Here is a 22,290-nt window from a genome sequence, read left to right as displayed (position 1 = left end):
CCGCGTTATTAGCCCGCTTTACGCAAGGATGCGCTATGGCGGTTTTGTAGCTGCACCAGACGTTCCATATAGGCAATGTCTTTCGGCTCCAGCGTAAAGGCATAATCGACCCAGTCCTCAGTGATATCCATCAGCTCGGCGCGCGACAGTTGCAGAACGCGCTGGCGCGCCTTCAGCATGGCGCGCACGCCGTTCAGCTTCGGCCGCAGCGTATCGATAAAGGTACGCGTGCAGCGGTAGCTTTCGCCGGGCTGGAACACCTTGTCCACCAGACCGCGCGTCTCATACCATTCGGCGCTGTGCGACTCCCCTTCGCATATCAGCTCTTCCGCCAGCTTCATCCCGGCCCGACGCGCCACTAAAGAGTAGCCGCCCATCCCGGGGAACAGGTTGAAGGCGATCTCCGGGAAGCCGAGCCGCGCGTTGTTTTGCGCCAGGATAAAGTGGTGCGCCAGCGCGGCCTCGAAGCCGCCGCCTAACGCGCTGCCCTCAATCATCGCAATGGTGACCGCGCCGGTGTCGAAGCCGCGCGCCGCCGAGTGAATGCAGTCGACGCAGGCCCGCGCATAGGCGCGCAGCGCCTCGCGGCGGTTGTTGCGAATGCACTCGACGAAGAAGCGCAGATCGCCGCCCGCGTTGAACATCTGCGGCACCAGCGAACCGGTGACCCAGAAATCGATCGGCAGACCGGAACGCTGGGCCGCATAGCTCAGGTTCATGATCTCCTCGATCAATTCATGGTTGAAGCTGGGGCGCGGCTGCGCCCTCAGCATCATCCACATGGTGCGGCGGCCCTCTTCGTAGTACGCGGCAAGCTGAGTGGTCTGTCCCACTTCGGTGAACAGTCGGCAGGTTGGTTGGTTAATTACTGTCATCGTCTCATCCTCTGTTTATTTGATGCGTTAAACGCAACATCAGCGTAATGCAGAGAGAGGCCAGACCAAATGAGAGTTTGATTTATAAAGTAAAATCCAGAGATATCCCCGACTTAGAGGTCGGGGATGCTTAAGCGGGGTTACTTAATTGCCGCGCGCTGGCCAACCGCAACGCGAGAACGCTTAACGCGTTTTGAATAGACAGCAGTTATCACTGGCACCAGCACAGAGGTGACAATCACCGACGTCGCTACCAGCGCGGTGGCGGCTGGCGCAACCGGTTTAAACTGCGGCAGCATTTCCGCTATCAGCACCGGCGTCGCTACCGCTGCGCCCGCCGTGCTCGACGCGGCGATGCCTGCGGTGCCGTCGCCGCCGCCGATCAGCCGGTCGGCGATAATCAGCGGAATGCCGGTAACAATGATGACCGCCACGCCCAGCAGAATGCCCAGCAGGCCGGTTTGCGCGATCACCGTGAGATCAATGGTGTTGCCCAGCGCAAAGGCGAAGAAAGGAATAAGCGTGTGCACCGCTTTGCCGAAAAACTCCCGCAGTTCCGGATCCAGATTGCCGAGGGCAAAGCCGATCAGAAACGGCAAGACCGCGCCGACGAAGACGTGCGGTTCAAAAGAGGCGATGCCGGCCGTGCCGAGGATGACCATGGTCATCAGCGGGCCCGACTCCAGCGACATCAGCACAAAGGCGCCCGCCTCCTCTTTGCTGCCGTACTGCTGCATGATCGAGGCGTAGAGGCCGCCGTTGGTCATATCCATCGCCGCCACCAGCGCCAGCGTCGAGAGCCCGGCGAACATGCCGACCTCGACGCCGTTCTCGGGTACGACGCGGGACGCGATCGCCGCCACTATCCAGGCCACCGCGATTTTAGTGATCACCAGCGTGCCGGACTTGCGCAGGACTGCGCCGGTGGCGCTCAGCTTGATAGAAGCGCCCATACAGAAGAACCAGATAGCCAGGATCGGCACCGTACCGGTCATCAGGCCATTGCTGAAGGAACCCAGGTATTTGCCGGCGCCAGGCGTCAGCGTGTGGCAAAGCGCGCCGAGAAAGAGCGGGATGAGCATCATGCCGCCAGGTATTTTATCGATAGCACGTTTGATATGCATAAGGGATCACCTTTGCTGTCCAGAGGGAGGTGCGTTTTTTATGCCCGAGGGCGTGACAGCAAAGTACGGGTCGCAGCGAGGGAAAACAGTGATCTCATCGTAAAAATGAAACGCTGTTTTATTTTTAGTGACCGGTATGTTTCGTTATTTTGATCGCCGTCGCCATACTAGCGAAATCGCTAACGGGATTAGCGGTTGTTTAATAATGCACGCAGGCGGCATCAACCGAAGGCAACGTGGTAATGCGGAGCGCCTTAACCTTCGGTTGATACCGCCTGCGTGTTGATGCTTACGTCATCTTTCACATCGCTGGCGCGGCGGATTACTCTTTTTGGCCGTACCAGGCGTTTTTGCCGTGCTTGCGCAGGTAGTGCAGGTCGAGCAGCGTCTGATTAATCGGCGGCAGGTCGGCGCGCAGCTGCTGACTGAACAGCCCCATATAGGCCACCTCTTCTAGCACCACGGCGCTGTGCACCGCCGCATGGGCGTCGCGTCCCCAGGCGAACGGCCCGTGCGAGTTCACCAGCACCGCCGGAATAGCGCTGGGCGAGAGATCGCGCTGGGCGAAGGTCTCGATAATCACGCCGCCGGTGTTCCACTCGTAGTCGCGCTGAATTTCATCGTCATACATGGCGCGGGTACAGGGGATTTCGCCATAAAAGTCGTCCGCGTGGGTGGTGCCCCAGGCCGGGATCGCCCGGCCGGCCTGCGCCCAGATGGTGGCGTGGCGCGAATGGGTATGCACGATGCCGCCAATCTCTGGCCAGGCCAGATAGAGCGCGCGGTGGGTGGCGGTATCGGACGAAGGACGCTTGTTTCCCTCGACAACCTCGCCGCTGGCGAGATCGACCACCACCATATCGTCGCGCTGCATGCTGGCGTAGCTGACGCCCGAAGGCTTGATCACCAGTAAACCCTGCTCGCGATCCACCGCGCTAACGTTGCCCCAGGTAAAGGTCACCAGGTTGTAGCGCGGCAAATCCAGGTTCGCTTCCAGAACCTGCTGTTTGAGTTGTTCCAGCATTGTTTTCTCCTGCTCAGATTGATCTCTGAATTGTGCAGGCGCTGGCTAAAAAGCTTATGGAGAGACTGGCTGGAAAAGAGGCGGAAAACGGCTGATAAATAAAAAATGTGGCGCGAATTAGGAATCTTCCATCTTCGGAAAATTTGCATAAGGCTTAGAATTCACTCATGCAATGGGCGGATCTGTTTGCCGACTGCATTTATCTGCCCGAGACAACATTGTCCATAGTGAAAGGCATATCGGCATCTTCAGGGAAGAAGCGATGGCGTAATACGGGTAGATATAAGAACAGAGGAAAAAAACACCTATACTGAGTGTGTTGCCTCTGTGAGCACAATCAAGGAGAAGTTTATGACAACAACCATGAAACGTATTACCGCAGCTGTTTTGGCTACCACTTTAGTTGTCGCGCTGAGCGGCTGTTCCAACTGGTCAAAACGCGATCGTAACACCGCTATCGGCGCCGGCGCTGGCGCGATTGGTGGTTCGGTGTTAACGCACGGCAGCGCGCTCGGCACGCTGGGCGGCGCGGCGGTGGGCGGCGTTATCGGTCATCAGGTCCATTAATGACCGAGAAGCCGTTTTAATAATAAAAGGCTACACAGCGTATCAACATAACCATCGGGCTACAGACGTAGCCCGATTTTTATTTAACCGCCCGCCAGCTTAACCTTCAGCCCTTTCGCTTCCAGCAGCTGTTTAAGCAGATCGCGTTTGTCGCCCTGAATTTCGATAACGCCCTCTTTCACCGACCCGCCGCAGCCGCATTTTTTCTTCAGCTCCGCGCCCAGCTTGTTCAGGGCGTCGTCGTCGAGATCGAGTCCGGTAATCAGGCAGACGCCTTTGCCTTTGCGGCCGCTGGTCTGACGCTGAATGCGCACGATGCCGTCGCCTTTCGGGCGTTCGACCTTCTCTTGCGGCTGCTCGATGCGGCCCGCGTCGGTGGAATAGACCAGCGGATTGTCGCGGCTCATGCGGACTCCTTAAGCGAGGTTAAAATAGCTGACAGCGTGGCGGCGGGATCGGCCGACTGGGTAATCGGACGCCCGATCACCATATAGTCTACCCCCGCCTGCTGCGCCTGCTGCGGCGTCATGATGCGGCGCTGATCGCCAGCGTCGCTGCCTGCCGGACGGATGCCCGGCGTCACCAGCGCGAAATCGGCGCCGATAGCGGTTTTGAAACGCGCGGCCTCATGGGCCGAACAGACCACGCCGTCGAGGCCGCACTCGCGAGTCAGCTTCGCCAGGCGTTCCGCCTGTTCGGCGGGAGACAGAGTAATGCCGAGGCCGCGCAGATCCTCGGCGTCCATGCTGGTTAACACCGTGACGGCGATCAGCAGCGGCGCCTCCTTGCCGAACGGCAGCAGCGCTTCGCGCGCGGCGTTCATCATGCGCGCGCCGCCGCTGGCGTGCACGTTCACCATCCAGACGCCAAGGTCGGCCGCCGCAGCGACCGCATGGGCGGTGGTATTGGGAATGTCGTGGAATTTAAGGTCGAGAAAGATTTCGAAACCGCGCTGCTGCAAATCCTTCACCAGCGCCGGGCCAAACAGCGTGAACATTTCCTTGCCGACTTTTAAGCGGCAGCTCTGCGGATCAATCTGGTCGACGAAACGCAATGCGCTGTTGAGATCGTGATAATCGAGCGCCACCACAATGGGCGACGCGGTCACGGTTGACGATAAAGGCATGGCATTTCCTCGTAGTTGACGGCGACAGGCAAAGGGGACAAACGGCAAGCATTCTACCCGCGCCTCTCGCCAGGGACAACGTTTGCGGCGCCCTCGCCGCCTGCATGGCGATAAGTTGCACATTGCCGCGCAGACGTTTTTGACGCCTTTATAGTATGTTGTAACTAAGGAAAATTAAGGCATAAAATGGCGCGACGATCGGCTATTGACCGTCGAGTCCGCGAATCGGTTTGACCGAAGACCAGGTGCGGCAGGAAGGACAGTGCCAGTAGAGCGCGTGAGCGGTAAAGCCGCACTTCTGACAGCGATAGCGCGGCTTGGTGCGGATCTGCTCGCCGACCATATCGCGCAGCACCATCAGACTCTCTTTGGCGCGTCCGTCTTCCGCTTCGTGCAGGTGGAAGTCCATCAGGCGATGGAAAACGCGCATGGTGGGATGACGCTGCAGCTGGCGATTGATATAGAGCTGCGCCGCTTCCGGCCCTTCATGGCGCTCGAGAATATCGGACATATAGAGTTCGGCCGCCGCGCCGGTGTTCTCATCTACGCAGCGCTGCAGAAAGGCTGCCCAGGCGTCCGGCTGATTCAGCCGCTGATAGCAGGTTTCCAGCATCGGCAGCGTTTCGCTCACCAGCTCTTTATCCTGATCCAGCACGCGCTGCAGATGGTCGATCGCTTTAACGTACTCGCCCTTTTCAATCAGGATACGCCCCATCATGATCGACACGCGCGCGCTCTGGCGATCGGCCGCTTCGCCCTTTTTCAGCAGGCTCATGGCGCGATCGAGATCGTCGCTGCTCATCGCCTGTAATGCCAGCTCGCAGTAGAAGTGGGCGATCTCCCCTTTCTGCTTATCTTTGCCCAGCTTCACTAGCCGCTCGGCGACCTCTATCGCCTGATGCCAGTCGCTGGTCGCCTGATGGATCAGCAGCAGCTGCTGCAGCGCGCTGATGCGGAAGTCGGTTTCATCGGTCAGCTGCTTGAACATATCTTCGGCGCGATCGTAAAGCCCGGCGGCCATATAGTCGCGACCCAGCTGCTGGATCGCCAGCAGGCGCTGATCGTAGTTGAGCGAAGCGCTCTCCATCAGCGACTGGTGAATGCGTATCGCGCGATCCACCTCGCCCCGCGAACGGAACAGATTACCCAGCGTCAGGTGCGCCTCTACCGTGCCGCTGTCCTCTTTCAGCATATCGAGAAAGAGATCGACCGCTTTATCCTGCTGGTTGGAGAGCAGAAAGTTAACGCCTGCGACGTAATCCCGCGACAGGCGACTCGCTTCCTGTTGCTTGTCCTGTTGCGCGCTGCGTCGCCCCATATACCAGCCGTAAGCCGCAGCGACGGGCAATAACAGAAACAGCAATTCATGCATGGAGGACTATTCCCGACCCGCGACGGCGGTCGATGAGGCGGCGGGCGGCGCACTTTTATCCAGCTGCGTCTGCATACGTTTGATTTTGCGCTGCGCATGCCCCAGCGAAACGCGAACGCGCAGCCAGAAGAGACCGCAAATGGCCCAGCCCAGCACAAACCCCGCGCCGAACAGCGCAGCCAGCAGCGTAGAGATACGGAATTCGCCCTGCGCCAGCAGATAATTGAAGGTGATGACCTGGTCGTTATGCGCGCCTAAGGTGACGGAAATGATAAAAATGACCAATACCACTAAGAAAATCAGCAAATATTTCACAGTGCATCCTGTTGTGAGGTTATCCGGTAGAAGTATGCCAAAAAAGCGGCAACAATGCTGCTCCCTGCAGCGCCAGGCGCATCGCGTCTACGCAAGCGCAATCAATAATATGGGGATAAAGTCCGGAATTACAATCCGTTTTCCCGCTGCGCCACTTCCTTTCGCTCTTCCGGCGGCAAGGTAAGCGGGCCGCAAAAGCGCTGCGCCAGCCAGGTGGCGAAGGAGACCAGCAGCCAGGAGAGCGCCACCGCTACCGCCAGATCGCCCGGCCAGTGCATGCCCAGCAGCAAACGGCTGGCCATTACCGCGCCCGCCCAGACGCCGACCACCGCAATGGTGACATAGCGGCGGCGCGGCCAGAGCAGGCTCAACACCAGCAGCGCCCAGCTGGCGGCGAACAGCGTATGGCCGGAAGGAAAAGCGAAGCCGGTTTCAAACGCCCAGTGGCGCTTCAGCCAGCCTGGCAGCATCCGGTCGCTGGCGAGCAGCTGATCGACCCGCTGACCGCGCTCTTTACGCGTCATGCTGTAAAACTCGCGATCGTCGAGGCCGTGGTTATGCTCGAGCCAGACGACATACGGGCGCGGCTCCTGAACCTGATCCTTGATATAGGATTTGGTGTATTGCCCGGTGAGAATGGTGGCGTTCATGATCACCAGCAGCAGCAGCGCGGGCTTGAGGCGAAAGCGCAGGCACCAGAGCACCCAGAGACTGAGCAACAGGCTGGTCAGGGTGCCCCAGGGGCGGGTCACGGTTTCGGTCATCCAGTACAGGACGCGCAGCACCGCGTCGCTTTCGCCAGGCTGCCAGCGCCAGCCGGTCGCCCAGACCACGAGCGGAATGATCATCAGCAGCAACATGCCTGCCGTAGTGCGACGCAAAATCTGCAGCATCCTTTCTCCTCTGGTACGGCCTCATTTTGCCGCTTGCAAATAACTTTATCTTTAAAAATAATAACATAACTTGTTGCGCATTGGATAATCGTGCTTTATCACTACAATCGCTCTGACAAATTACCAGCCCAACTTCACGTTGTGGCACAATATTGCCAATTTTTTCAGGCCATACTGGCCTGTGCGCTGTTTTAGAATAGCGCATCCTCTGAAGGTTCTGGAGAGTCACATGCAGCTTAAACGGGTGGCAGAAGCCAAACTGCCCACGCCCTGGGGCGATTTCCTCATGGTAGGTTTTGAAGAACTGGCGACCGGTCACGATCACGTCGCGCTCATTTTCGGCGACATCAGCGATAACACGCCCGTGCTGGCGCGCGTTCATTCGGAATGCCTGACCGGCGACGCGCTGTTCAGTTTACGCTGCGATTGTGGTTTTCAACTGGAAGCGGCGCTGAACGCTATCGCCGAAGAGGGTCGCGGCGCGCTGCTCTATCATCGTCAGGAAGGCCGCAATATCGGCTTGCTGAACAAGATCCGCGCCTATGCGCTGCAGGATAAAGGCTATGACACCGTTGAAGCCAACCATCAGCTCGGCTTTGCGGCGGACGAGCGTGACTTCACGCTGTGCGCCGATATGTTTAAGCTGCTGGGGGTGAACGAAGTACGTTTGCTGACCAATAATCCGCGTAAGGTGGAGATCCTCAGCGAAGCGGGCATCAATATCGTTGAGCGCGTGCCGCTGATCGTCGGTCGCAACCCGAAGAACGCGCACTACCTGGATACCAAAGCCGCGAAGATGGGCCATTTGCTGCCGAAATCGGAATAACTGCTTTCAGTTTTAATAGCTGAGACGCGGGCGGCAGGGTACGAAGAGCAAAGCGACCTGCGCCGACCGCGTTATTGCCGTATTGGGAAATGCCGGGTTTCCCCGGCATTGCGCTTAGTTAAGCATATTGCGAATAACGTAGTGCAGAATGCCGTCGTTGCGGTAGTAGGTCAGTTCGTTGCCGGTATCGATGCGGCAACGCGTATCCAGCGTCTCCTGCGTGCCGTCCGGGCGCGTCATCGTTACCTGCACCGTGCAGCCCGGCTGCAGCTGCGACAGATTGTCGATATCAAACACCTCTTCGCCGGTCAGCTGCAGCGTTTTACGCGTCACGCCCGTCGCGAACTCCAGCGGCAGAATGCCCATGCCGATCAGGTTGGAACGGTGGATACGCTCGAACGACTCGGCGATCACCACGCGCACGCCCTGTAAACGCGGGCCTTTCGCCGCCCAGTCGCGGCTCGAACCGGAGCCGTACTCTTTACCGGCAATCACCGCCAGCGGCGTGCCCTCCTGCTGATACTTCATCGCCGCGTCATAAATCGCCAGCTGCTCGCCGCTGGGGATATGGCGCGTATAGCCGCCTTCAACCCCGGGCACCATTTCGTTGCGAATACGGATATTGGCGAAGGTGCCGCGCATCATCACTTCATGGTTGCCGCGTCGTGAGCCGTAGGAGTTGAAGTCGGCCCGGTCGACGCCGTGAGACTGGAGATAGCGTCCCGCCGGACTGTCCGCTTTGATGCTGCCGGCGGGCGAAATATGGTCGGTGGTTACGGAATCGCCGAGCATCGCCAGCACGCGCGCCCCTTTAATATCTTCAACCGGTTTCGGCTCGCGCTCCATATCGTCAAAGAACGGCGACAGGCGAATATAGGTAGAGCCCTCGTCCCACGCATAGGTGGCCGCTTCGCTCACTTTAATCTCCTGCCACTCTTTGGTGCCGTAGAACACCTCGGCGTACTCTTTATGGAACATGTCGCTGGTCACCTGCTGCACCGCCGTGGCGATCTCTTCCGGCGACGGCCAGATATCCTTCAGGAAAACGTCCCTGCCCTGCGCATCCTGCCCCAGCGGTTCGGACTGCAGATTGATCTTCATATTGCCCGCCAGCGCGTAGGCGACCACCAGCGGCGGCGACGCCAGCCAGTTGGTTTTCACCAGCGGATGGATGCGGCCTTCAAAGTTGCGGTTGCCGGAGAGCACGGCGCCGACGGTGAGATCGCCCTCTTTGATTGCGGCTTCAATCTCGTCGGGCAGCGGCCCGGAGTTGCCGATACAGGTGGTGCAGCCGTAGCCAACCAGGTTAAAGCCCAGCTTATCGAGATAAGGCGTCAGCTGCGCGACTGCCAGATAGTCGGACACCACTTTCGAACCCGGCGCCAGCGAGGCTTTCACCCAGGGCTGACGCTTCAGGCCGCGCTCAACCGCTTTTTTCGCCAGCAGCCCCGCCGCCATCAGCACGCTCGGGTTAGAGGTGTTGGTGCAGGAGGTAATGGCGCTGATCACCACGGCGCCGTCTTCGATCTCATGGCTGAGACCGGTGCGGCTATCGGTATAGGTGACGGATTTATGCGCCGGCTGGCTATGATTCACCTCCAGCTCGTTGCTGGCGTTGAACGCGGCAGGCACATCGCCAAGGGAAACGCGATCCTGCGGACGTTTGGGGCCGGCGATACTCGATTCTACGCTATCCATATCCAACGCCAGCGAACTGGTGAAGATCGGCTCGTCGCCCGGATTGCGCCAAAGCCCCTGGGTTTTGGCGTAGGCTTCCACCAGCGCGACCTGCTCGGCATCGCGCCCGGTGAGCGTCAGATAGCCCAGCGTGACGTCGTCGATCGGGAAGAATCCGCAGGTTGCGCCATATTCCGGCGCCATATTGGCGATAGTCGCGCGATCGGCCAGCGGCAGATCCGCCAGACCGTCGCCGTAGAACTCTACAAACTTGCCGACCACGCCATGTTTGCGCAGCATCTGGGTCACGGTCAGCACTAAATCGGTGGCGGTAATTCCGGGACGCAGCTTGCCGGTCAGCTTAAAGCCGACCACGTCGGGAATGAGCATAGATACCGGCTGTCCGAGCATCGCCGCCTCAGCTTCGATGCCGCCGACGCCCCAGCCCAGCACGCCGAGCGCATTGATCATGGTGGTATGCGAGTCAGTGCCGACCAGCGTATCTGGCCAGGCGAACTGTTTGCCGTCGATCTGCTCATGCCAGACCGATTTGCCGAGATACTCCAGGTTCACCTGGTGACAGATGCCGGTGCCCGGCGGCACGACGCGGAATTTGTTAAAGGCCTTCTGGCCCCAGCGCAAAAAGACATAGCGCTCATGGTTACGCGCCATCTCCAGCTCGACGTTCTCTTCAAACGCGCTGTCGTCGCCGAAGCGATCCACGGTAACGGAGTGGTCGATAACCAGATCGACCGGCGAGAGCGGATTGACCTTCGCCACGTCGCCGCCGAGGCGTTTTACCGCTTCTCGCATCGCGGCCAGATCCACTACCGCCGGCACGCCGGTAAAGTCCTGCATCAGTACGCGCGCAGGCCGGTAGGCAATTTCTCGATCGGCATGCGCATTTTGCTGCCAGCCAACCAGCGCCTGAATATCCTCTTCCGTCACGGAATCGCCATCCTGCCAGCGCAGGAGATTCTCCAGCAGCACTTTTAACGATTTGGGAAGGCGGTCGATGTTGCCGAGGTGTTGGGCGGCGCGGGGTAGACTGAAAATATGATACTGCTGCTTGTCGACCTGCAGCGTGTCCTGACTCTGCTCGCGTAGGGTGTCCGACATAGCTCCTCCTTTTCTTATCGTGATCGCGGTAACCTCAGAGAGAACAAGGTTTATGTTAAAGATAGACTACATTTTCTTTAACGTTTTGATTACAACACGAAATGCTACACCATTGTGCAGACAAACGAAAACGCCCCGCAGAGTATGCGAGGCGCTGGCGAAAAGAATAAGGAGAAATACCGCTTTCAGGTTATACAGCAATCCATACGGCCGCTGCCCAGAATGCAAACGAGAATGCATATGCGCTCAGCCAGGAGATCTTAATGCTATTGATAGTCATATTCATACGTCACTCCTCCCGAATTCGGGCGTAAAAAAATCCTGCAGTCATCAGACAGATGACACCTTTTTTTATGCTGAGTGTAAAAGAGTGGGCTTTTAATTTGCCCGCCGGATAACCGGAAAGAAGTATTACGCTGGCGAAGCCAGTTACGCTGACAGCTTATTTAGCTTTCGTGTCCATGAAAGACTCGATGAAGTGACGCTGATTCTCACTCAGTTCCCAGCTGTCCGGGATAGTCACTTTGCGTTCCGTCACGCTGCTCTCTTTGCCTTTACAGGCTGGCGCCTGGAGCTGAGGCGCGGATAACGACTGTTTACGGCTGAGTGTGTTTGCCCACATGGTTTAGCCCCATATACGCCAGATCATCAATGCTACAACTACCCAAAACAGCGCAGAAGCAGCGATTACGGTTAACCAGGCCTTGCGACGGGTGTTACCAGAGCGCTCAACCTTGGTGCTTTTTGCCCGGAAGTCCGGTTGTACAGTCAGTCTCGTAGCCATAGTTTTTGATAATCACTCTCAATAAAACGATTGATAACATCGATTAAGATTTAGGACGAATCCTAAACTCATTAAGGCCGAAAATCCAGTTATTTTTATTGAGCACAACGATTAACGCTATTAATCAACGTGGCCTGAAAACTTAAGGAATAATGAACCGCGATACATTTCCTTAATTGAATTATTAGATTGCAAATTTGAGTTAAATTGCGATTAGGGCCATTTCAAATTTGAGTTAACTTAATAAGTCCTGATAAAAAGCGCTTTCACATCAGGTCTTAACTGGAGTATGGGAATAATCCTGGCGTGGCGCAAAGCGGCAAAGTTAAAATTGTGTACTGTTTCTCATTTAAGTAACGTAAACAGAAAAACATGTGATCGATGTTTCATTTACAAAAAAATAATAACTTTTTTCGACATTAAGGTGGCGCTAACGGCTACGGATAAAAAAGGCTGCCCTGGGCAGCCTTTAGCAATGCTAAACGAAACGCGGCGTTACTTAAACGGCAGCTTGATGTCTTTGAACATCGCTTCGATATCTTCGTTAGAGCGCAGCGCGACCGCCGCATCGACCACGTCACGCGTCAGATGCGGTGCAAAGCGTTGAATAAAATCATACATATAGCTACGCAAAAAGGTGCTGCGCCGGAAGCCGATTTTGGTAGTGCTGTTGGTGAAAATTTCCGCCGCCTCGATGCGCACCAGGTCAGGATCGGCAATGGGATCGACCGCCATGCTGGCGATAACGCCGACGCCAAGGCCTAAGCGCACATAAGTTTTAATAACGTCTGCGTCGGTTGCGGTGAACACAATGCGCGGCGTCAGGCCAGCGCGGTTGAACGCAGTATCCAGTTCCGAACGTCCGGTAAAGCCAAAGGTGTAGGTCACCAGCGGGTATTCCGCCAGCTCTTCGATAGAGACCTGGCCCTTGCCCGCCAGCGGATGATCGGGCGTTACTACGATAGCGCGATTCCAGTGGTAGCACGGCAGCATAATCAAATCGTCGTAGAGATGCAGCGCTTCGGTGGCGATAGCGAAATCGGCGTTGCCTTTAGAGACCGCCTCGGCGATCTGCGTCGGCGACCCCTGATGCATATGCAGGGAGACGCGCGGATAGCGCTCGATAAAGCCCTTAATGACGCCCGGCAAGGCATAGCGCGCCTGGGTATGGGTTGTCGCCACATAGAGCGATCCCTTATCCGGCCAGGTATGCTCTCCCGCCACCGATTTTATCGCATCGACTTTGGACAACACCTCGCGGGCGATGCGAATGATCTCCTCGCCAGCCGGCGTAACCTGAGTTAAATGCTTGCCGCTGCGTGCAAAGATCTGCACGCCCAGCTCATCCTCCAGCATGCGCACCTGCTTACTGATGCCCGGCTGAGAAGTGTAAAGCCCTTCTGCTGTCGAAGAGACGTTCAGGTTGTGATTAACCACTTCGACGATATAGCGCAACTGCTGCAATTTCATATCTGTTCCATCCCAGTAAGCTACAGAGCAGCATCCCCGATTGACGTATTTTCGCCGGATCGGTGAGAAAAGAGGCAAAGCACAGGAACATGTCGGAAATGCTATAACCACTATATCATCGCGGGGAGGAATGTAGAACGTTTTGATATAAGGCTAAGAAAAAGGCCAGCAGCGCTGGCCTTAGATAATGAGAGGAGATTACTTTTTCGCTTCCTGCCACTTGCCGTCGATATAAAACGCCGACCAGCCTGTCGCTTTGCCCTCTTTCTCAGAGGCGACATACTGCTGTTTGGTTTTACGGCTAAAGCGCACCATCGTCTTGTTGCCGTCGGCATCGGTCGCAGGTGCCTCAGCCAGATAGCGCAGTTTTTCCGGCAGACGATCTTTAAAGCGCTGCAGCTCTTCCACTAACGGCGCGCGGGTTTCACGCGATTTCGGGAAGGTGTTGGCCGCGAGGAACACGCCAGCCGCTCCGTCGCGCAGCACGAAATAGGCGTCCGATTTCTCGCACGGCAGTTCAGGCAGCGGCACCGGATCTTCTTTCGGCGGCGCAACCTCGCCGTTACGCAGAATTTTACGCGTGTTTTTACAGTCGTCGTTGGTACAGGCCATATACTTGCCGAAGCGCCCCATTTTCAGGTGCATTTCCGACCCGCACTTCTCGCACTCCACTACCGGACCATCGTAGCCTTTAATGCGGAATTCGCCCTGCTCGATCTCGTAACCGTCGCACTCCGGGTTATTACCGCAGACGTGCAGCTTACGCTGCGGATCAATCAGGTAGCTGTCCATCGCCGTACCGCACTTCTGGCAGCGGCGACGCGCGCGCAACGCGTTGGTTTCAGCGTCGTCGCCTTCCAGCACGTTCAGCACTTCGTTTTCCGGGATCAGGTTGATGGTCTGCTTGCAGCGCTCTTTCGGCGGCAGCGCATAGCCCGAACAGCCGAGGAAGACGCCGGTGCTGGCGGTGCGGATACCCATCTTGCGTCCGCAGGTCGGACAGTCGATAGAGGTGAGCACCATCGGGTTCGGCTGCATGCCGCCCTCTTCCGGATCTTTCTCCGCTTTATCCAGCTGCTGAGTAAAGTCGCTGAAGAAGTTATCCAGCACGCCTTTCCACTCCGCCTCGTTATTGGCGACGCGGTCAAGGCTGTCTTCCATGGTGGCGGTAAAGTCGTAGTTCATCAGATCGCGGAAGTTCTCTTCCAGCCGATCGGTGACGATCTCGCCCATCTTCTCGGCGTAGAAACGGCGGTTCTCGACGCGTACGTAGCCGCGATCCTGAATGGTCGAGATAATGGCAGCGTAGGTAGACGGACGGCCGATGCCGCGCTTCTCCAGCTCGCGCACCAGCGAGGCTTCGCTGAAGCGCGCCGGCGGTTTGGTGAAGTGCTGGCTTGGCGTCAGCTGCTGCAGATCGAGCGTTTCGCCTTTGGCGACGTGCGGCAGCGTGCGGTCTTCGTCGTTTTTACGCAGCGCAGGCATCACGCGCGTCCAGCCGTCGAAGCGCAGCGTGCGACCTTTCGCCTTCAGCTTGAAGCCGGCGGCAGCGACGGTGAGCGTGGTGGAGTCGTACTGCGCCGGCATCATCTGACAGGCGACGAACTGACGCCAGATCAGCTGGTAGAGCTTCTGCGCGTCCGCTTCCATATCCTTGAGCTTTTCCGCCACGACGTTGACGTCGGAAGGACGGATCGCTTCGTGCGCTTCCTGGGAATTCTCTTTGCTGGCGTAGGTGTTCGCCGTCTCCGGCAGATACTTTTTGCCGAAGTTTTTGTCGATGTAGCCGCGCGCCATCGCCAGCGCATCCTGACTCAGGTTGGTGGAGTCAGTACGCATGTAGGTAATGTGGCCCGCTTCATAGAGGCGCTGCGCCATCATCATGGTTTTTTTGACGCCGAAGCCGAGTCGCGTACTCGCCGCCTGCTGCAGCGTCGAGGTAATAAAAGGTGCGCCAGGCTTGCTGCTGGTCGGTTTATCTTCGCGATCCACGACTTCATAGCGGGCGTTTTCCAGCAGCGCGACGGCGGCCTGGGTCTGCTCGCCATTAACCGGACGGAACGGGCTGTCGTTCTGGTGGGTGACCGACATCGCCAGCAGGTCGCCTTTTGCGGTATGCAGATCGACATTCAGCTCCCAGTACTCTTCCGGCACGAACGCTTTGATTTCCCGCTCGCGCTCAACCACCAGACGCACCGCCACGGACTGAACGCGACCGGCAGAAAGGCCGCGCGCGATTTTTTTCCACAGCAGCGGCGAGACCATATAGCCGACGACGCGGTCCATAAAGCGACGCGCCTGCTGGGCGTTGACGCGGTCAATATTCAGTTCGCCCGGCGTTTCAAACGCCTGACGAATCGCATTTTTGGTGATTTCGTTAAACACTACGCGGCTAAAGCGCTTGTCGTCGCCGCCGATGACTTCCCGCAGGTGCCAGGCGATGGCTTCCCCTTCGCGGTCAAGGTCGGTTGCGAGATAAATGTGGTCGGCGTTTTGCGCCAGCGCTTTCAGTTCGGAGACGACTTTTTCCTTGCCGGGCAGGATCTGATAATCCGCTTTCCAGCCGTGATAGGGGTCGACGCCCATACGGCTGACCAGCGCGGCCTTTTCATCTTTTTTAACTTTTTTCGCTTTTTTGTCGCCGGCCCCGTCAGCACTCTTTTTCGCGGTTGAACCACTGGTCGGCAAATCACGGATATGACCGACGCTGGATTTCACCACGTAGTCACTACCGAGGTATTTATTGATTGTTTTGGCCTTTGCCGGGGACTCAACGATGACGAGTGCTTTACCCATATGTACCTTTACCTAATGAAAACGTCCTGATAAACGGGAGAGGATTTGATGCCCAGAAACCCAGTGGGTTCAATATTGTTGCGCCTTTTTTGCTTTTCAAGGCTGCGGGGTCAATCTCGGGCCAGCTGGCATATGTTTATGCAAGGGTATGAATAAGAGCGACTTTTTCATCTGACACAATCACACTTCCCGGTGTGATCTCCCTGAAATCTGAATCGCCCACACTCTACCTGATAAAATTCGTTACGCAACTTAATTAGCACTCAGTTGAATTTTGCGCCAGATTTTCACGCGTTTTGCTGATTTGCCGCGCAGCGGTTTTGGCACGTAATATAGAAAGGATTTTATGGATGTCAAAAAGGGGATATTCAATGCAGAAAATTACGCAACCCATTTCACGCCAGGCGCTACTGGAAAAAGCCAATACGCTTATTCGGGAACACGACGATTATTTTGCCGGTCTGGAAGCCGACGAGGTGATCCAGCAAGGCGACGTGCTGGTGTTCCGCGGCCCCTTTTTTCTTGATGACGAAGGGCTGCCGACAGCGAAAACTACGGCGGTGTTTAACGTCTTTAAATATCTGGCGCTGACGCTCTCGTCGCGCTATCACCTGGCGTAAAAACCCGGCCCTGATAGCAAAAACGCATTTCTGCGTGCTTGGCCCGCGCACTCCCTTGCGCGCGACGCTTTGCTCTTCAGGGCCAGATAGCCGCCTGCAGGCTGATCAGATATTTGCCTGGCTGGCGGTTAAAGCAGCGGCTTCTCGCCGCGCTGCCACCACTTCATCAGCAGGCGTTCCGCGACCGAGCCGGCGCTGTGGGTGACGCGGTCGATCATCTTGCGACGACGCGCATAGTGCACGCCCAGCACGTTAAACACATCCATCTGACTGATGATCAGCTCGTCGCTGGTGCTGATATCGTCGATAAGATTTAACGCCAGCGCCTGGCGGCCATACCAGTGTTCGCCCGTCGCGACTTTGTCGATATCCAGCGACGGCCGCATCTGATGCACGAACTCTTTAAACAGCAGGTGCGTTTCGTTGAGATCTTCCTGAAACTTCTCGCGGCCCTCGTCGGTATTCTCGCCAAACAGCGTCAGGGTGCGTTTGTACTGCCCCGCGGTATGCAGTTCGACATCGATATCGTTGCGCTTGAGCAGGCGGTTGAAGTTCGGGATCTGCGCCACCACGCCGATGGAGCCGAGGATGGCGAAAGGGGCCGCCACGATGCGATCCGCCACGCAGGCCATCATGTAGCCGCCGCTGGCGGCCACTTTATCCACCGCCGCCGTCAGGCGCAGACCGCGATCGCGCAGGCGCTGCAGCTGCGACGCCGCCAGGCCGTAGCCATGCACCACGCCGCCCGGGCTCTCCAGCCGCAGCAGCACTTCGTCGCCCTTCTCCGCCACCGCCAGCACGGCGGAAACTTCTTCGCGCAGCGCCGTGACTTCGCCGGCATCCATGCTGCCCTTGAAATCGATCACATAGAGCGTCGGCTTCTGGCTCTCGACGACCCCCTGCTTCGCGGCGCGCTTCTCCGCCTTCGCCTTCTGCTTTTCCGCTTTTTTATGCTGCTTCAGCCACACTTTCTGCACCTGCGGCTTCATTTTAGCCAGCTGCAGATCGTCCTTCATTTGCTGATAGTCGTCGCCCAGGTGCGTCAGCCGTAGCTGCCCGGCCGCCTGGCCGCGCTTGCGCAGCGCCGCGTTAACGATAATCGCCACAACGGCGGCGACGGCGATCACCACCGTCACCGCTTTAGCGAGAAATAATCCATAGCTGGAGAGTAAATCCATTCTGCCGCCTTATTAAACAGAGAATTAGCACCGATCGGAGAGTTTACCGGGTTTAGCGTCGCGCGTCGCCTGAAATGCCAGCGCCCGGCACAGAAAGCGCCAGCGGATGATTGCACCCTCCGGCGAATTGAGGCATAAAGCCAAAAACCCGTTTACGCGCTCAAGGAAACATGTCGTGCACTATCAACCGAAAAGCGACCTGCTGCAAAACCGCATCATTCTCGTCACCGGCGCCTCCGACGGCATTGGCCGCGAAGCCGCCATCACCTATGCGCGCTACGGCGCGGAAGTGATCCTGCTGGGACGTAACCTGGATCGGCTGGAGCAAACGCAGCAGGCGATCGCTCAGCTGGGCCTGCGCCCGGCGCACTGCCTGGTGTTCGATCTGGCGCAGGCGACCCCGGCATCCTGTCAGCAGCTGGCCGACCAGCTGGCGCAGCAGTTTCCGCATCTGGACGGCGTGCTGCACAACGCCGGCATTCTCGGCGAGATCGTGCCGCTCGCCGAGCTGGATCCGCAGATCTGGCAGCAGGTCATGAAGATTAACCTCGACGCCACCTTTTTCCTGACCCAGGCGCTGCTGCCGCTGCTGCTGAAATCAAGCGCCGGCTCGCTGGTCTTCACCACTTCCAGCGTGGGCCGCACCGGCCGTGCCGGCTGGGGTGCTTATGCGGTATCGAAGTTCGCCACCGAAGGCATGATGCAGGTGCTGGCGGATGAGTATAAGAACCAGTCGCTGCGGGTCAACTGTATCAATCCTGGCGGCACGCGCACCAAAATGCGCGCCTCCGCCTTCCCGCAGGAAGATGCCGACAAGCTGAAAACCCCGGCCGATCTGATGCCGCTCTACCTTTATGTCATGGGCGACGACAGCCGCCGCAAAACCGGCATCAGCTTCGACGCCCAGCCCGGACGCAAGCCAGGAGCGGCAGAGTAATGGGCGACGATCGCCACCAGCAGCGACAGCAGCGGCTGAAAGAGCAGGTTGACGCGCGCATCGCCGCCGCGACGGAAACGCGCGGCATCATGATGGTCTTTACCGGCAATGGCAAAGGCAAAACCACCGCCGCCTTCGGCACCGCGCTGCGTGCGGTGGGGCACGGCAAAAAGGTGGGCGTTATCCAGTTTATCAAGGGCGAATGGCCCAACGGCGAGCGCAATCTGCTGGCGCAGCACGGCGTGGAGTTTCAGGTGATGTCCACCGGCTTTACCTGGGAGACGCAGAACCGCGCGACCGACACCGCCGCCTGTCAGGGGGTGTGGCAACACGCCATGCGCATGCTGGCGGACGCTACCCTGGATCTGGTGCTGCTCGACGAGATCACCTATATGGTGAGCATGAATTATCTGCCGCTGGACGATCTGGAGCGCGCGCTGGCGGCGCGTCCGGCGCATCAGAGCGTGATCCTGACCGGGCGCGGCTGCCATCGTGCGCTCATCGAGCGCGCGGATACCGTGACCGAAATGCGGCCCGTGAAGCACGCCTTCGACGCCGGGATCCAGGCGCAGCAAGGCATCGACTGGTAGGCAAAAAAAACGCAGCCCGTGAGCTGCGTTTTTTATTAGCCGCGTTTGCCGCCGCTGTTGTTGTTGCTGCGTCGACCGCTGCTGCTCACCTGAGTATGGCGCTTGACGGCACGACGAATCTGATTCGCCTTGGTGCGGCGACGATCTTTTTCCACCGCCAGCTTGGTGACCGTTTCGTCATCCATGCCCACCAGCGAGCGCAGATAGTTCACCGCCGCCAGATCCATCTCCATCCAGCCGCCGCGCGGCAAGCCTTTCGGCAGCGTGATATCGCCGTAGCGCACGCGCATCAGGCGGCTGACCTGCACGCCGACCGCTTCCCACAGGCGACGCACTTCACGGTTGCGTCCTTCGGTCAGGGTGACGTTATACCACTGGTTGACCCCTTCGCCGCCGGCGAAGCGCAGCGTTTTAAAGGCTGCCGGGCCATCTTCCAGCTGCACCCCTTTGCTCAGCTGACGAATTTTATCGTCGTCCACCTGACCAAACACGCGCACGGCATATTCGCGCTCAACTTCGCGGCTCGGATGCATCAGGCGGTTCGCCAGTTCGCCGTCGGTCGTGAACAGCATCAGCCCGCAGGTATTAACGTCAAGACGTCCAACCGCAATCCAGCGGGAGCCGCGCAGGCGCGGCAGGCGATCGAACACCGTTGGGCGGCCTTCCGGATCGCTACGGGTGCAGAGTTCGCCTTCAGGCTTATAGTAGGCCAGCACGCGGCAGACTTCCGTCGCCGACTCGGCGATAGAAACCAGATGGCCGTCGATGCGGATTTTCAGGGATTTGTCATTTTCAATGCGGTCGCCCAGAGTGGCGAGTTTGCCGTCGATACTGACGCGACCAGCGGCGATTTTTGCTTCGATTTCACGACGGGAACCGTGGCCTGCACGTGCCAGGACTTTCTGTAACTTTTCGCTCATAGCGGCCTCACTGTCGCCTTCCCAGGCGTCATTTGGGTTAAAATTCTTTAAAATCAATAACTTAAATTATGACATTCCGCCTATTATACCTTTAATTTACGGTTTTGTAACCTGCTTAATTTACTGACGGCAGGAGATGCCGTTAGCAATCTGCAGCCTTTTTTGACGATGGAAACAAGGCGCTTTTTCCACCAGTTGTGATCGCTTTCGCAACACCCTATAAACCAGACTTGTATGGTAGTGCCTTATTTATATTAAGGAGACTTTCCAGTGACCTCTGAAATCACCCCGTCCATCCAGGCTTCTGGAGACGCCGATCATCGGCAGATAATACGCCGGGTCGCCAGCGCATCCGCTATCGGCACCGCCGCGGAATATTATGATTTTTTTGCCTACGGCACCGCTGCGGTGCTGTTCTTCGGCCACCTCTTCTTTCCCAGCGATAATCCGCTGGTCAGCACCCTGGCCGCTTTCGCCACCTACGCCGTCGGCTTTCTGGCGCGACCGGTCGGCGGGATTATATTCGGCCATATCGGCGATAAAGTGGGTCGTAAAAAAGCGCTGGTGGTCACCATTCTTATCGTAGGCCTGGGCACCTTTTGCATCGGCCTGCTGCCGACCTACGCCACCATCGGCATCTGGGCGCCAATATCCCTTATCGTTATCCGTCTGCTGCAGGGCTTTGGCGTTGGCGGCGAGCAGGCTGGCGCGGTGCTGATGACCGCGGAGTATGCGCAGCCCGCGCGGCGCGGCTATTTCGCCAGCTGGGTGCAGATTGGCGCGCCGACCGGCTTTCTACTGCCGCTGGCGCTGTTCGCCATCCTGAATGCCATGCTGACCACCGATCAGATGATGAGCTGGGGCTGGCGCGTGCCCTTTCTGCTGAGCGCGCTGCTCGTAATCGTCGGGCTGTTTATCCGTCTGCGCATCGACGAGTCGCCGGTATTCGCCGAAATCCGCGCCACCAAAGCGGCAGAGTCGCGGCCGCTGAAAGAGGTAATCCAGACTTATCCGGGGCTGGTGCTGAACGGCGTGGCGGCAAAGCTGATCGAAGCCTGCGCCTTCGCGCTGTTTACGGTGATCATTCTGGCATGGGGCAAAGCGAACCAGCTCGACAACAATATTCTCATGGAGAGCATGATTGTGGCGGTGATACTGGAAATTTTCGCCATCCCGCTGATGGGCGCGCTTTCCGATCGCATCGGCCGTAAACCGGTTTATCTGCTGGGCACCCTGCTGATCGTGCTATCAATCGTGCCCTTTTTCCTCGCCCTGCAGCAAAACAGCTACTGGCTGACGCAGATCGCCATGATCGTGGCGCTGACGCTGGGCCACAGCATGTGTTACGCCCCGCAGGCGTCGTGGTTCCCCGAACTCTTTCCTACCCATATCCGCTGTAGCGGCATTGCGGTGATCTGGCAAATCGGTTCGTTGATCGGCAGCGGTATTCTCGGCCTGGCCGCGGTTAAAATCCTGCAGATCACGGATGGCCACTGGTATGGGCTGGCGATCTATGTCGGGGTACTGGGAGCGATCTCTCTGGTGGGTCTGGCACGGTTGCCGGAGACCGCGCCGGGACGACGCGATGCGGAATATCACAGCTGGCAGCGGCGCTAACTCGACCGGTTTCCTCTCAGTTGCCCTCTTCACGAGGGCAATGATTAATCTGCCGCGCAACAACATTTTGGCTGTTTTTTTCGCCAACCTGCTGAAGCGAAAATAGTTTTACGCGCTGCATGCTCTGATTGCCGCCGCTAATGTATGGCGGCAGCAGAGGATTCATTAGCCTTACGATACAATTAAAAGAACGTTAAGCTTAACTTACTTCTCTGATACATTTTTTAATCTGGCGCCGCTTCACTCTACAGTGAATTATTCTGATAATTTAACGCAGGGCGCGTCTCCTGAATGGTCGTCGCACTTTATTCCCGCCTTTAAAACCACAGATTGGTTTATCACCCTATTTATTCGCATTTCTTTTTAAGATTAATCTTAATCGATTGTCTGCGGATTATTTACCGGTAAAATCAGAGCCAGAAACGCAAATAATCACTTTCGTATTATTAATCTTATAGCC

20 protein-coding genes are annotated in these 22,290 nt (G+C 57.5%); 6 read left to right on the top strand and 14 right to left on the bottom strand.

The features are described 5' to 3' along the window. Positions 1 to 8: 8 nt before the first annotated feature. From PVE98_RS09290 to araD, 3 genes are all read right to left on the bottom strand, one after another. Positions 9 to 875 (bottom strand): crotonase/enoyl-CoA hydratase family protein, encoded by an 867-nt coding sequence (locus PVE98_RS09290; RefSeq protein WP_033746837.1) that lies wholly within the window; start codon positions 873 to 875, stop codon positions 9 to 11. Between the two features lie 140 nt (positions 876 to 1,015). Continuing rightward, positions 1,016 to 1,999: a 2-keto-3-deoxygluconate transporter gene (gene kdgT / locus PVE98_RS09285; RefSeq protein ID WP_096073247.1), complete on the bottom strand. Its 984-nt coding sequence runs from the start codon at positions 1,997 to 1,999 to the stop codon at positions 1,016 to 1,018. A 322-nt stretch (positions 2,000 to 2,321) separates the two neighbouring features. Further along, positions 2,322 to 3,023 carry an L-ribulose-5-phosphate 4-epimerase gene (gene araD / locus PVE98_RS09280; protein WP_033746831.1) on the bottom strand — a complete coding sequence of 234 codons (702 nt, stop codon included), beginning with the start codon at positions 3,021 to 3,023 and terminating at the stop codon, positions 2,322 to 2,324. Between the two features lie 351 nt (positions 3,024 to 3,374). On the opposite strand from araD, the gene osmB reads away from it, so the two are divergent. After that, positions 3,375 to 3,590: an osmotically-inducible lipoprotein OsmB gene (gene osmB / locus PVE98_RS09275; RefSeq protein WP_033746828.1), complete on the top strand. Its 216-nt coding sequence runs from the start codon at positions 3,375 to 3,377 to the stop codon at positions 3,588 to 3,590. An 83-nt stretch (positions 3,591 to 3,673) separates the two neighbouring features. On the opposite strand, the gene yciH is transcribed toward osmB, so the two are convergent. From yciH to pgpB, 5 genes are all read right to left on the bottom strand, one after another. Then, positions 3,674 to 3,997 (bottom strand): stress response translation initiation inhibitor YciH, encoded by a 324-nt coding sequence (yciH, locus tag PVE98_RS09270; RefSeq protein WP_033746825.1) that lies wholly within the window; start codon positions 3,995 to 3,997, stop codon positions 3,674 to 3,676. Then, positions 3,994 to 4,716, bottom strand: a complete 723-nt coding sequence (pyrF, locus tag PVE98_RS09265) for an orotidine-5'-phosphate decarboxylase (RefSeq protein WP_033746822.1) — start codon at positions 4,714 to 4,716, stop codon at positions 3,994 to 3,996. Before pyrF ends, yciH begins: the two co-directional genes overlap by 4 nt. Before the next feature lie 202 nt (positions 4,717 to 4,918). Continuing rightward, on the bottom strand, positions 4,919 to 6,088 hold the full coding sequence (lapB, locus tag PVE98_RS09260) for a lipopolysaccharide assembly protein LapB (protein ID WP_033746821.1): 1,170 nt from the start codon (positions 6,086 to 6,088) through the stop codon (positions 4,919 to 4,921). Between the two features lie 6 nt (positions 6,089 to 6,094). Continuing rightward, positions 6,095 to 6,403: a LapA family protein gene (locus PVE98_RS09255; protein ID WP_033746819.1), complete on the bottom strand. Its 309-nt coding sequence runs from the start codon at positions 6,401 to 6,403 to the stop codon at positions 6,095 to 6,097. Between the two features lie 128 nt (positions 6,404 to 6,531). Continuing rightward, positions 6,532 to 7,296 (bottom strand): phosphatidylglycerophosphatase B, encoded by a 765-nt coding sequence (pgpB, locus tag PVE98_RS09250; protein ID WP_096073248.1) that lies wholly within the window; start codon positions 7,294 to 7,296, stop codon positions 6,532 to 6,534. A gap of 229 nt (positions 7,297 to 7,525) precedes the next feature. Between pgpB and ribA the strand changes: the two genes are divergently transcribed. After that, positions 7,526 to 8,122, top strand: a complete 597-nt coding sequence (gene ribA / locus PVE98_RS09245; RefSeq protein ID WP_033746813.1) for a GTP cyclohydrolase II — start codon at positions 7,526 to 7,528, stop codon at positions 8,120 to 8,122. Positions 8,123 to 8,236: 114 nt separating this feature from the next. On the opposite strand, the gene acnA is transcribed toward ribA, so the two are convergent. From acnA to topA, 4 genes are all read right to left on the bottom strand, one after another. Beyond that, positions 8,237 to 10,918, bottom strand: coding sequence for an aconitate hydratase AcnA (gene acnA / locus PVE98_RS09240; RefSeq protein WP_096073249.1), 2,682 nt, complete (start codon positions 10,916 to 10,918; stop codon positions 8,237 to 8,239). A gap of 625 nt (positions 10,919 to 11,543) precedes the next feature. Beyond that, a complete protein-coding gene (locus PVE98_RS09235; RefSeq protein ID WP_071997406.1) occupies positions 11,544 to 11,702 on the bottom strand; it encodes a YmiA family putative membrane protein in 159 nt (52 codons plus the stop codon). A gap of 495 nt (positions 11,703 to 12,197) precedes the next feature. Next, on the bottom strand, positions 12,198 to 13,172 hold the full coding sequence (cysB, locus tag PVE98_RS09230; RefSeq protein ID WP_033746805.1) for an HTH-type transcriptional regulator CysB: 975 nt from the start codon (positions 13,170 to 13,172) through the stop codon (positions 12,198 to 12,200). A 198-nt stretch (positions 13,173 to 13,370) separates the two neighbouring features. Then, a complete protein-coding gene (gene topA, locus PVE98_RS09225) occupies positions 13,371 to 15,968 on the bottom strand; it encodes a type I DNA topoisomerase (protein WP_096073250.1) in 2,598 nt (865 codons plus the stop codon). Between the two features lie 371 nt (positions 15,969 to 16,339). On the opposite strand from topA, the gene PVE98_RS09220 reads away from it, so the two are divergent. Beyond that, a complete protein-coding gene (locus PVE98_RS09220) occupies positions 16,340 to 16,588 on the top strand; it encodes a YciN family protein (RefSeq protein WP_096073251.1) in 249 nt (82 codons plus the stop codon). Positions 16,589 to 16,716: 128 nt separating this feature from the next. On the opposite strand, the gene sohB is transcribed toward PVE98_RS09220, so the two are convergent. Next, positions 16,717 to 17,766 carry a protease SohB gene (gene sohB / locus PVE98_RS09215; protein WP_033746799.1) on the bottom strand — a complete coding sequence of 350 codons (1,050 nt, stop codon included), beginning with the start codon at positions 17,764 to 17,766 and terminating at the stop codon, positions 16,717 to 16,719. A 175-nt stretch (positions 17,767 to 17,941) separates the two neighbouring features. Here sohB and PVE98_RS09210 point away from each other — a divergent pair, with 175 nt between their 5' ends. Next, positions 17,942 to 18,703, top strand: a complete 762-nt coding sequence (locus PVE98_RS09210; protein WP_096073252.1) for a YciK family oxidoreductase — start codon at positions 17,942 to 17,944, stop codon at positions 18,701 to 18,703. Next, complete coding sequence (cobO, locus tag PVE98_RS09205; protein ID WP_096073253.1) at positions 18,703 to 19,293, top strand: cob(I)yrinic acid a,c-diamide adenosyltransferase; 591 nt, start codon at positions 18,703 to 18,705, stop codon at positions 19,291 to 19,293. The genes PVE98_RS09210 and cobO overlap by 1 nt, the downstream gene beginning before the upstream one ends. Positions 19,294 to 19,328: 35 nt before the next feature. Here cobO and rluB read toward each other — a convergent pair whose 3' ends face one another. After that, positions 19,329 to 20,213, bottom strand: coding sequence for a 23S rRNA pseudouridine(2605) synthase RluB (gene rluB / locus PVE98_RS09200; RefSeq protein WP_033746791.1), 885 nt, complete (start codon positions 20,211 to 20,213; stop codon positions 19,329 to 19,331). Between the two features lie 270 nt (positions 20,214 to 20,483). On the opposite strand from rluB, the gene PVE98_RS09195 reads away from it, so the two are divergent. Next, positions 20,484 to 21,830, top strand: coding sequence for an MFS transporter (locus PVE98_RS09195; RefSeq protein WP_096073254.1), 1,347 nt, complete (start codon positions 20,484 to 20,486; stop codon positions 21,828 to 21,830). The last annotated feature ends 460 nt before the right edge of the window (positions 21,831 to 22,290 follow it).

It is taken from the genome of Pantoea sp. GABEPS69, assembly GCF_045780835.1.
Lineage (GTDB): Bacteria > Pseudomonadota > Gammaproteobacteria > Enterobacterales > Enterobacteriaceae > Pantoea > Pantoea septica.
Note: the sequence above shows the minus strand (reverse complement) of the source record. Positions and strands in the feature narration are given on the sequence as shown.

Coding starts and splice junctions, on each gene's coding strand:
- PVE98_RS09290 (WP_033746837.1), bottom strand. CDS start 875: ATGACAGTAATTAACCAACCAACCTGCCGACTGTTCACCGAAGTGGGA.
- kdgT (WP_096073247.1), bottom strand. CDS start 1,999: ATGCATATCAAACGTGCTATCGATAAAATACCTGGCGGCATGATGCTC.
- araD (WP_033746831.1), bottom strand. CDS start 3,023: ATGCTGGAACAACTCAAACAGCAGGTTCTGGAAGCGAACCTGGATTTG.
- osmB (WP_033746828.1), top strand. CDS start 3,375: ATGACAACAACCATGAAACGTATTACCGCAGCTGTTTTGGCTACCACT.
- yciH (WP_033746825.1), bottom strand. CDS start 3,997: ATGAGCCGCGACAATCCGCTGGTCTATTCCACCGACGCGGGCCGCATC.
- pyrF (WP_033746822.1), bottom strand. CDS start 4,716: ATGCCTTTATCGTCAACCGTGACCGCGTCGCCCATTGTGGTGGCGCTC.
- lapB (WP_033746821.1), bottom strand. CDS start 6,088: ATGCATGAATTGCTGTTTCTGTTATTGCCCGTCGCTGCGGCTTACGGC.
- pgpB (WP_096073248.1), bottom strand. CDS start 7,296: ATGCTGCAGATTTTGCGTCGCACTACGGCAGGCATGTTGCTGCTGATG.
- ribA (WP_033746813.1), top strand. CDS start 7,526: ATGCAGCTTAAACGGGTGGCAGAAGCCAAACTGCCCACGCCCTGGGGC.
- acnA (WP_096073249.1), bottom strand. CDS start 10,918: ATGTCGGACACCCTACGCGAGCAGAGTCAGGACACGCTGCAGGTCGAC.
- PVE98_RS09235 (WP_071997406.1), bottom strand. CDS start 11,702: ATGGCTACGAGACTGACTGTACAACCGGACTTCCGGGCAAAAAGCACC.
- cysB (WP_033746805.1), bottom strand. CDS start 13,172: ATGAAATTGCAGCAGTTGCGCTATATCGTCGAAGTGGTTAATCACAAC.
- topA (WP_096073250.1), bottom strand. CDS start 15,968: ATGGGTAAAGCACTCGTCATCGTTGAGTCCCCGGCAAAGGCCAAAACA.
- PVE98_RS09220 (WP_096073251.1), top strand. CDS start 16,340: ATGCAGAAAATTACGCAACCCATTTCACGCCAGGCGCTACTGGAAAAA.
- sohB (WP_033746799.1), bottom strand. CDS start 17,766: ATGGATTTACTCTCCAGCTATGGATTATTTCTCGCTAAAGCGGTGACG.
- cobO (WP_096073253.1), top strand. CDS start 18,703: ATGGGCGACGATCGCCACCAGCAGCGACAGCAGCGGCTGAAAGAGCAG.
- rluB (WP_033746791.1), bottom strand. CDS start 20,213: ATGAGCGAAAAGTTACAGAAAGTCCTGGCACGTGCAGGCCACGGTTCC.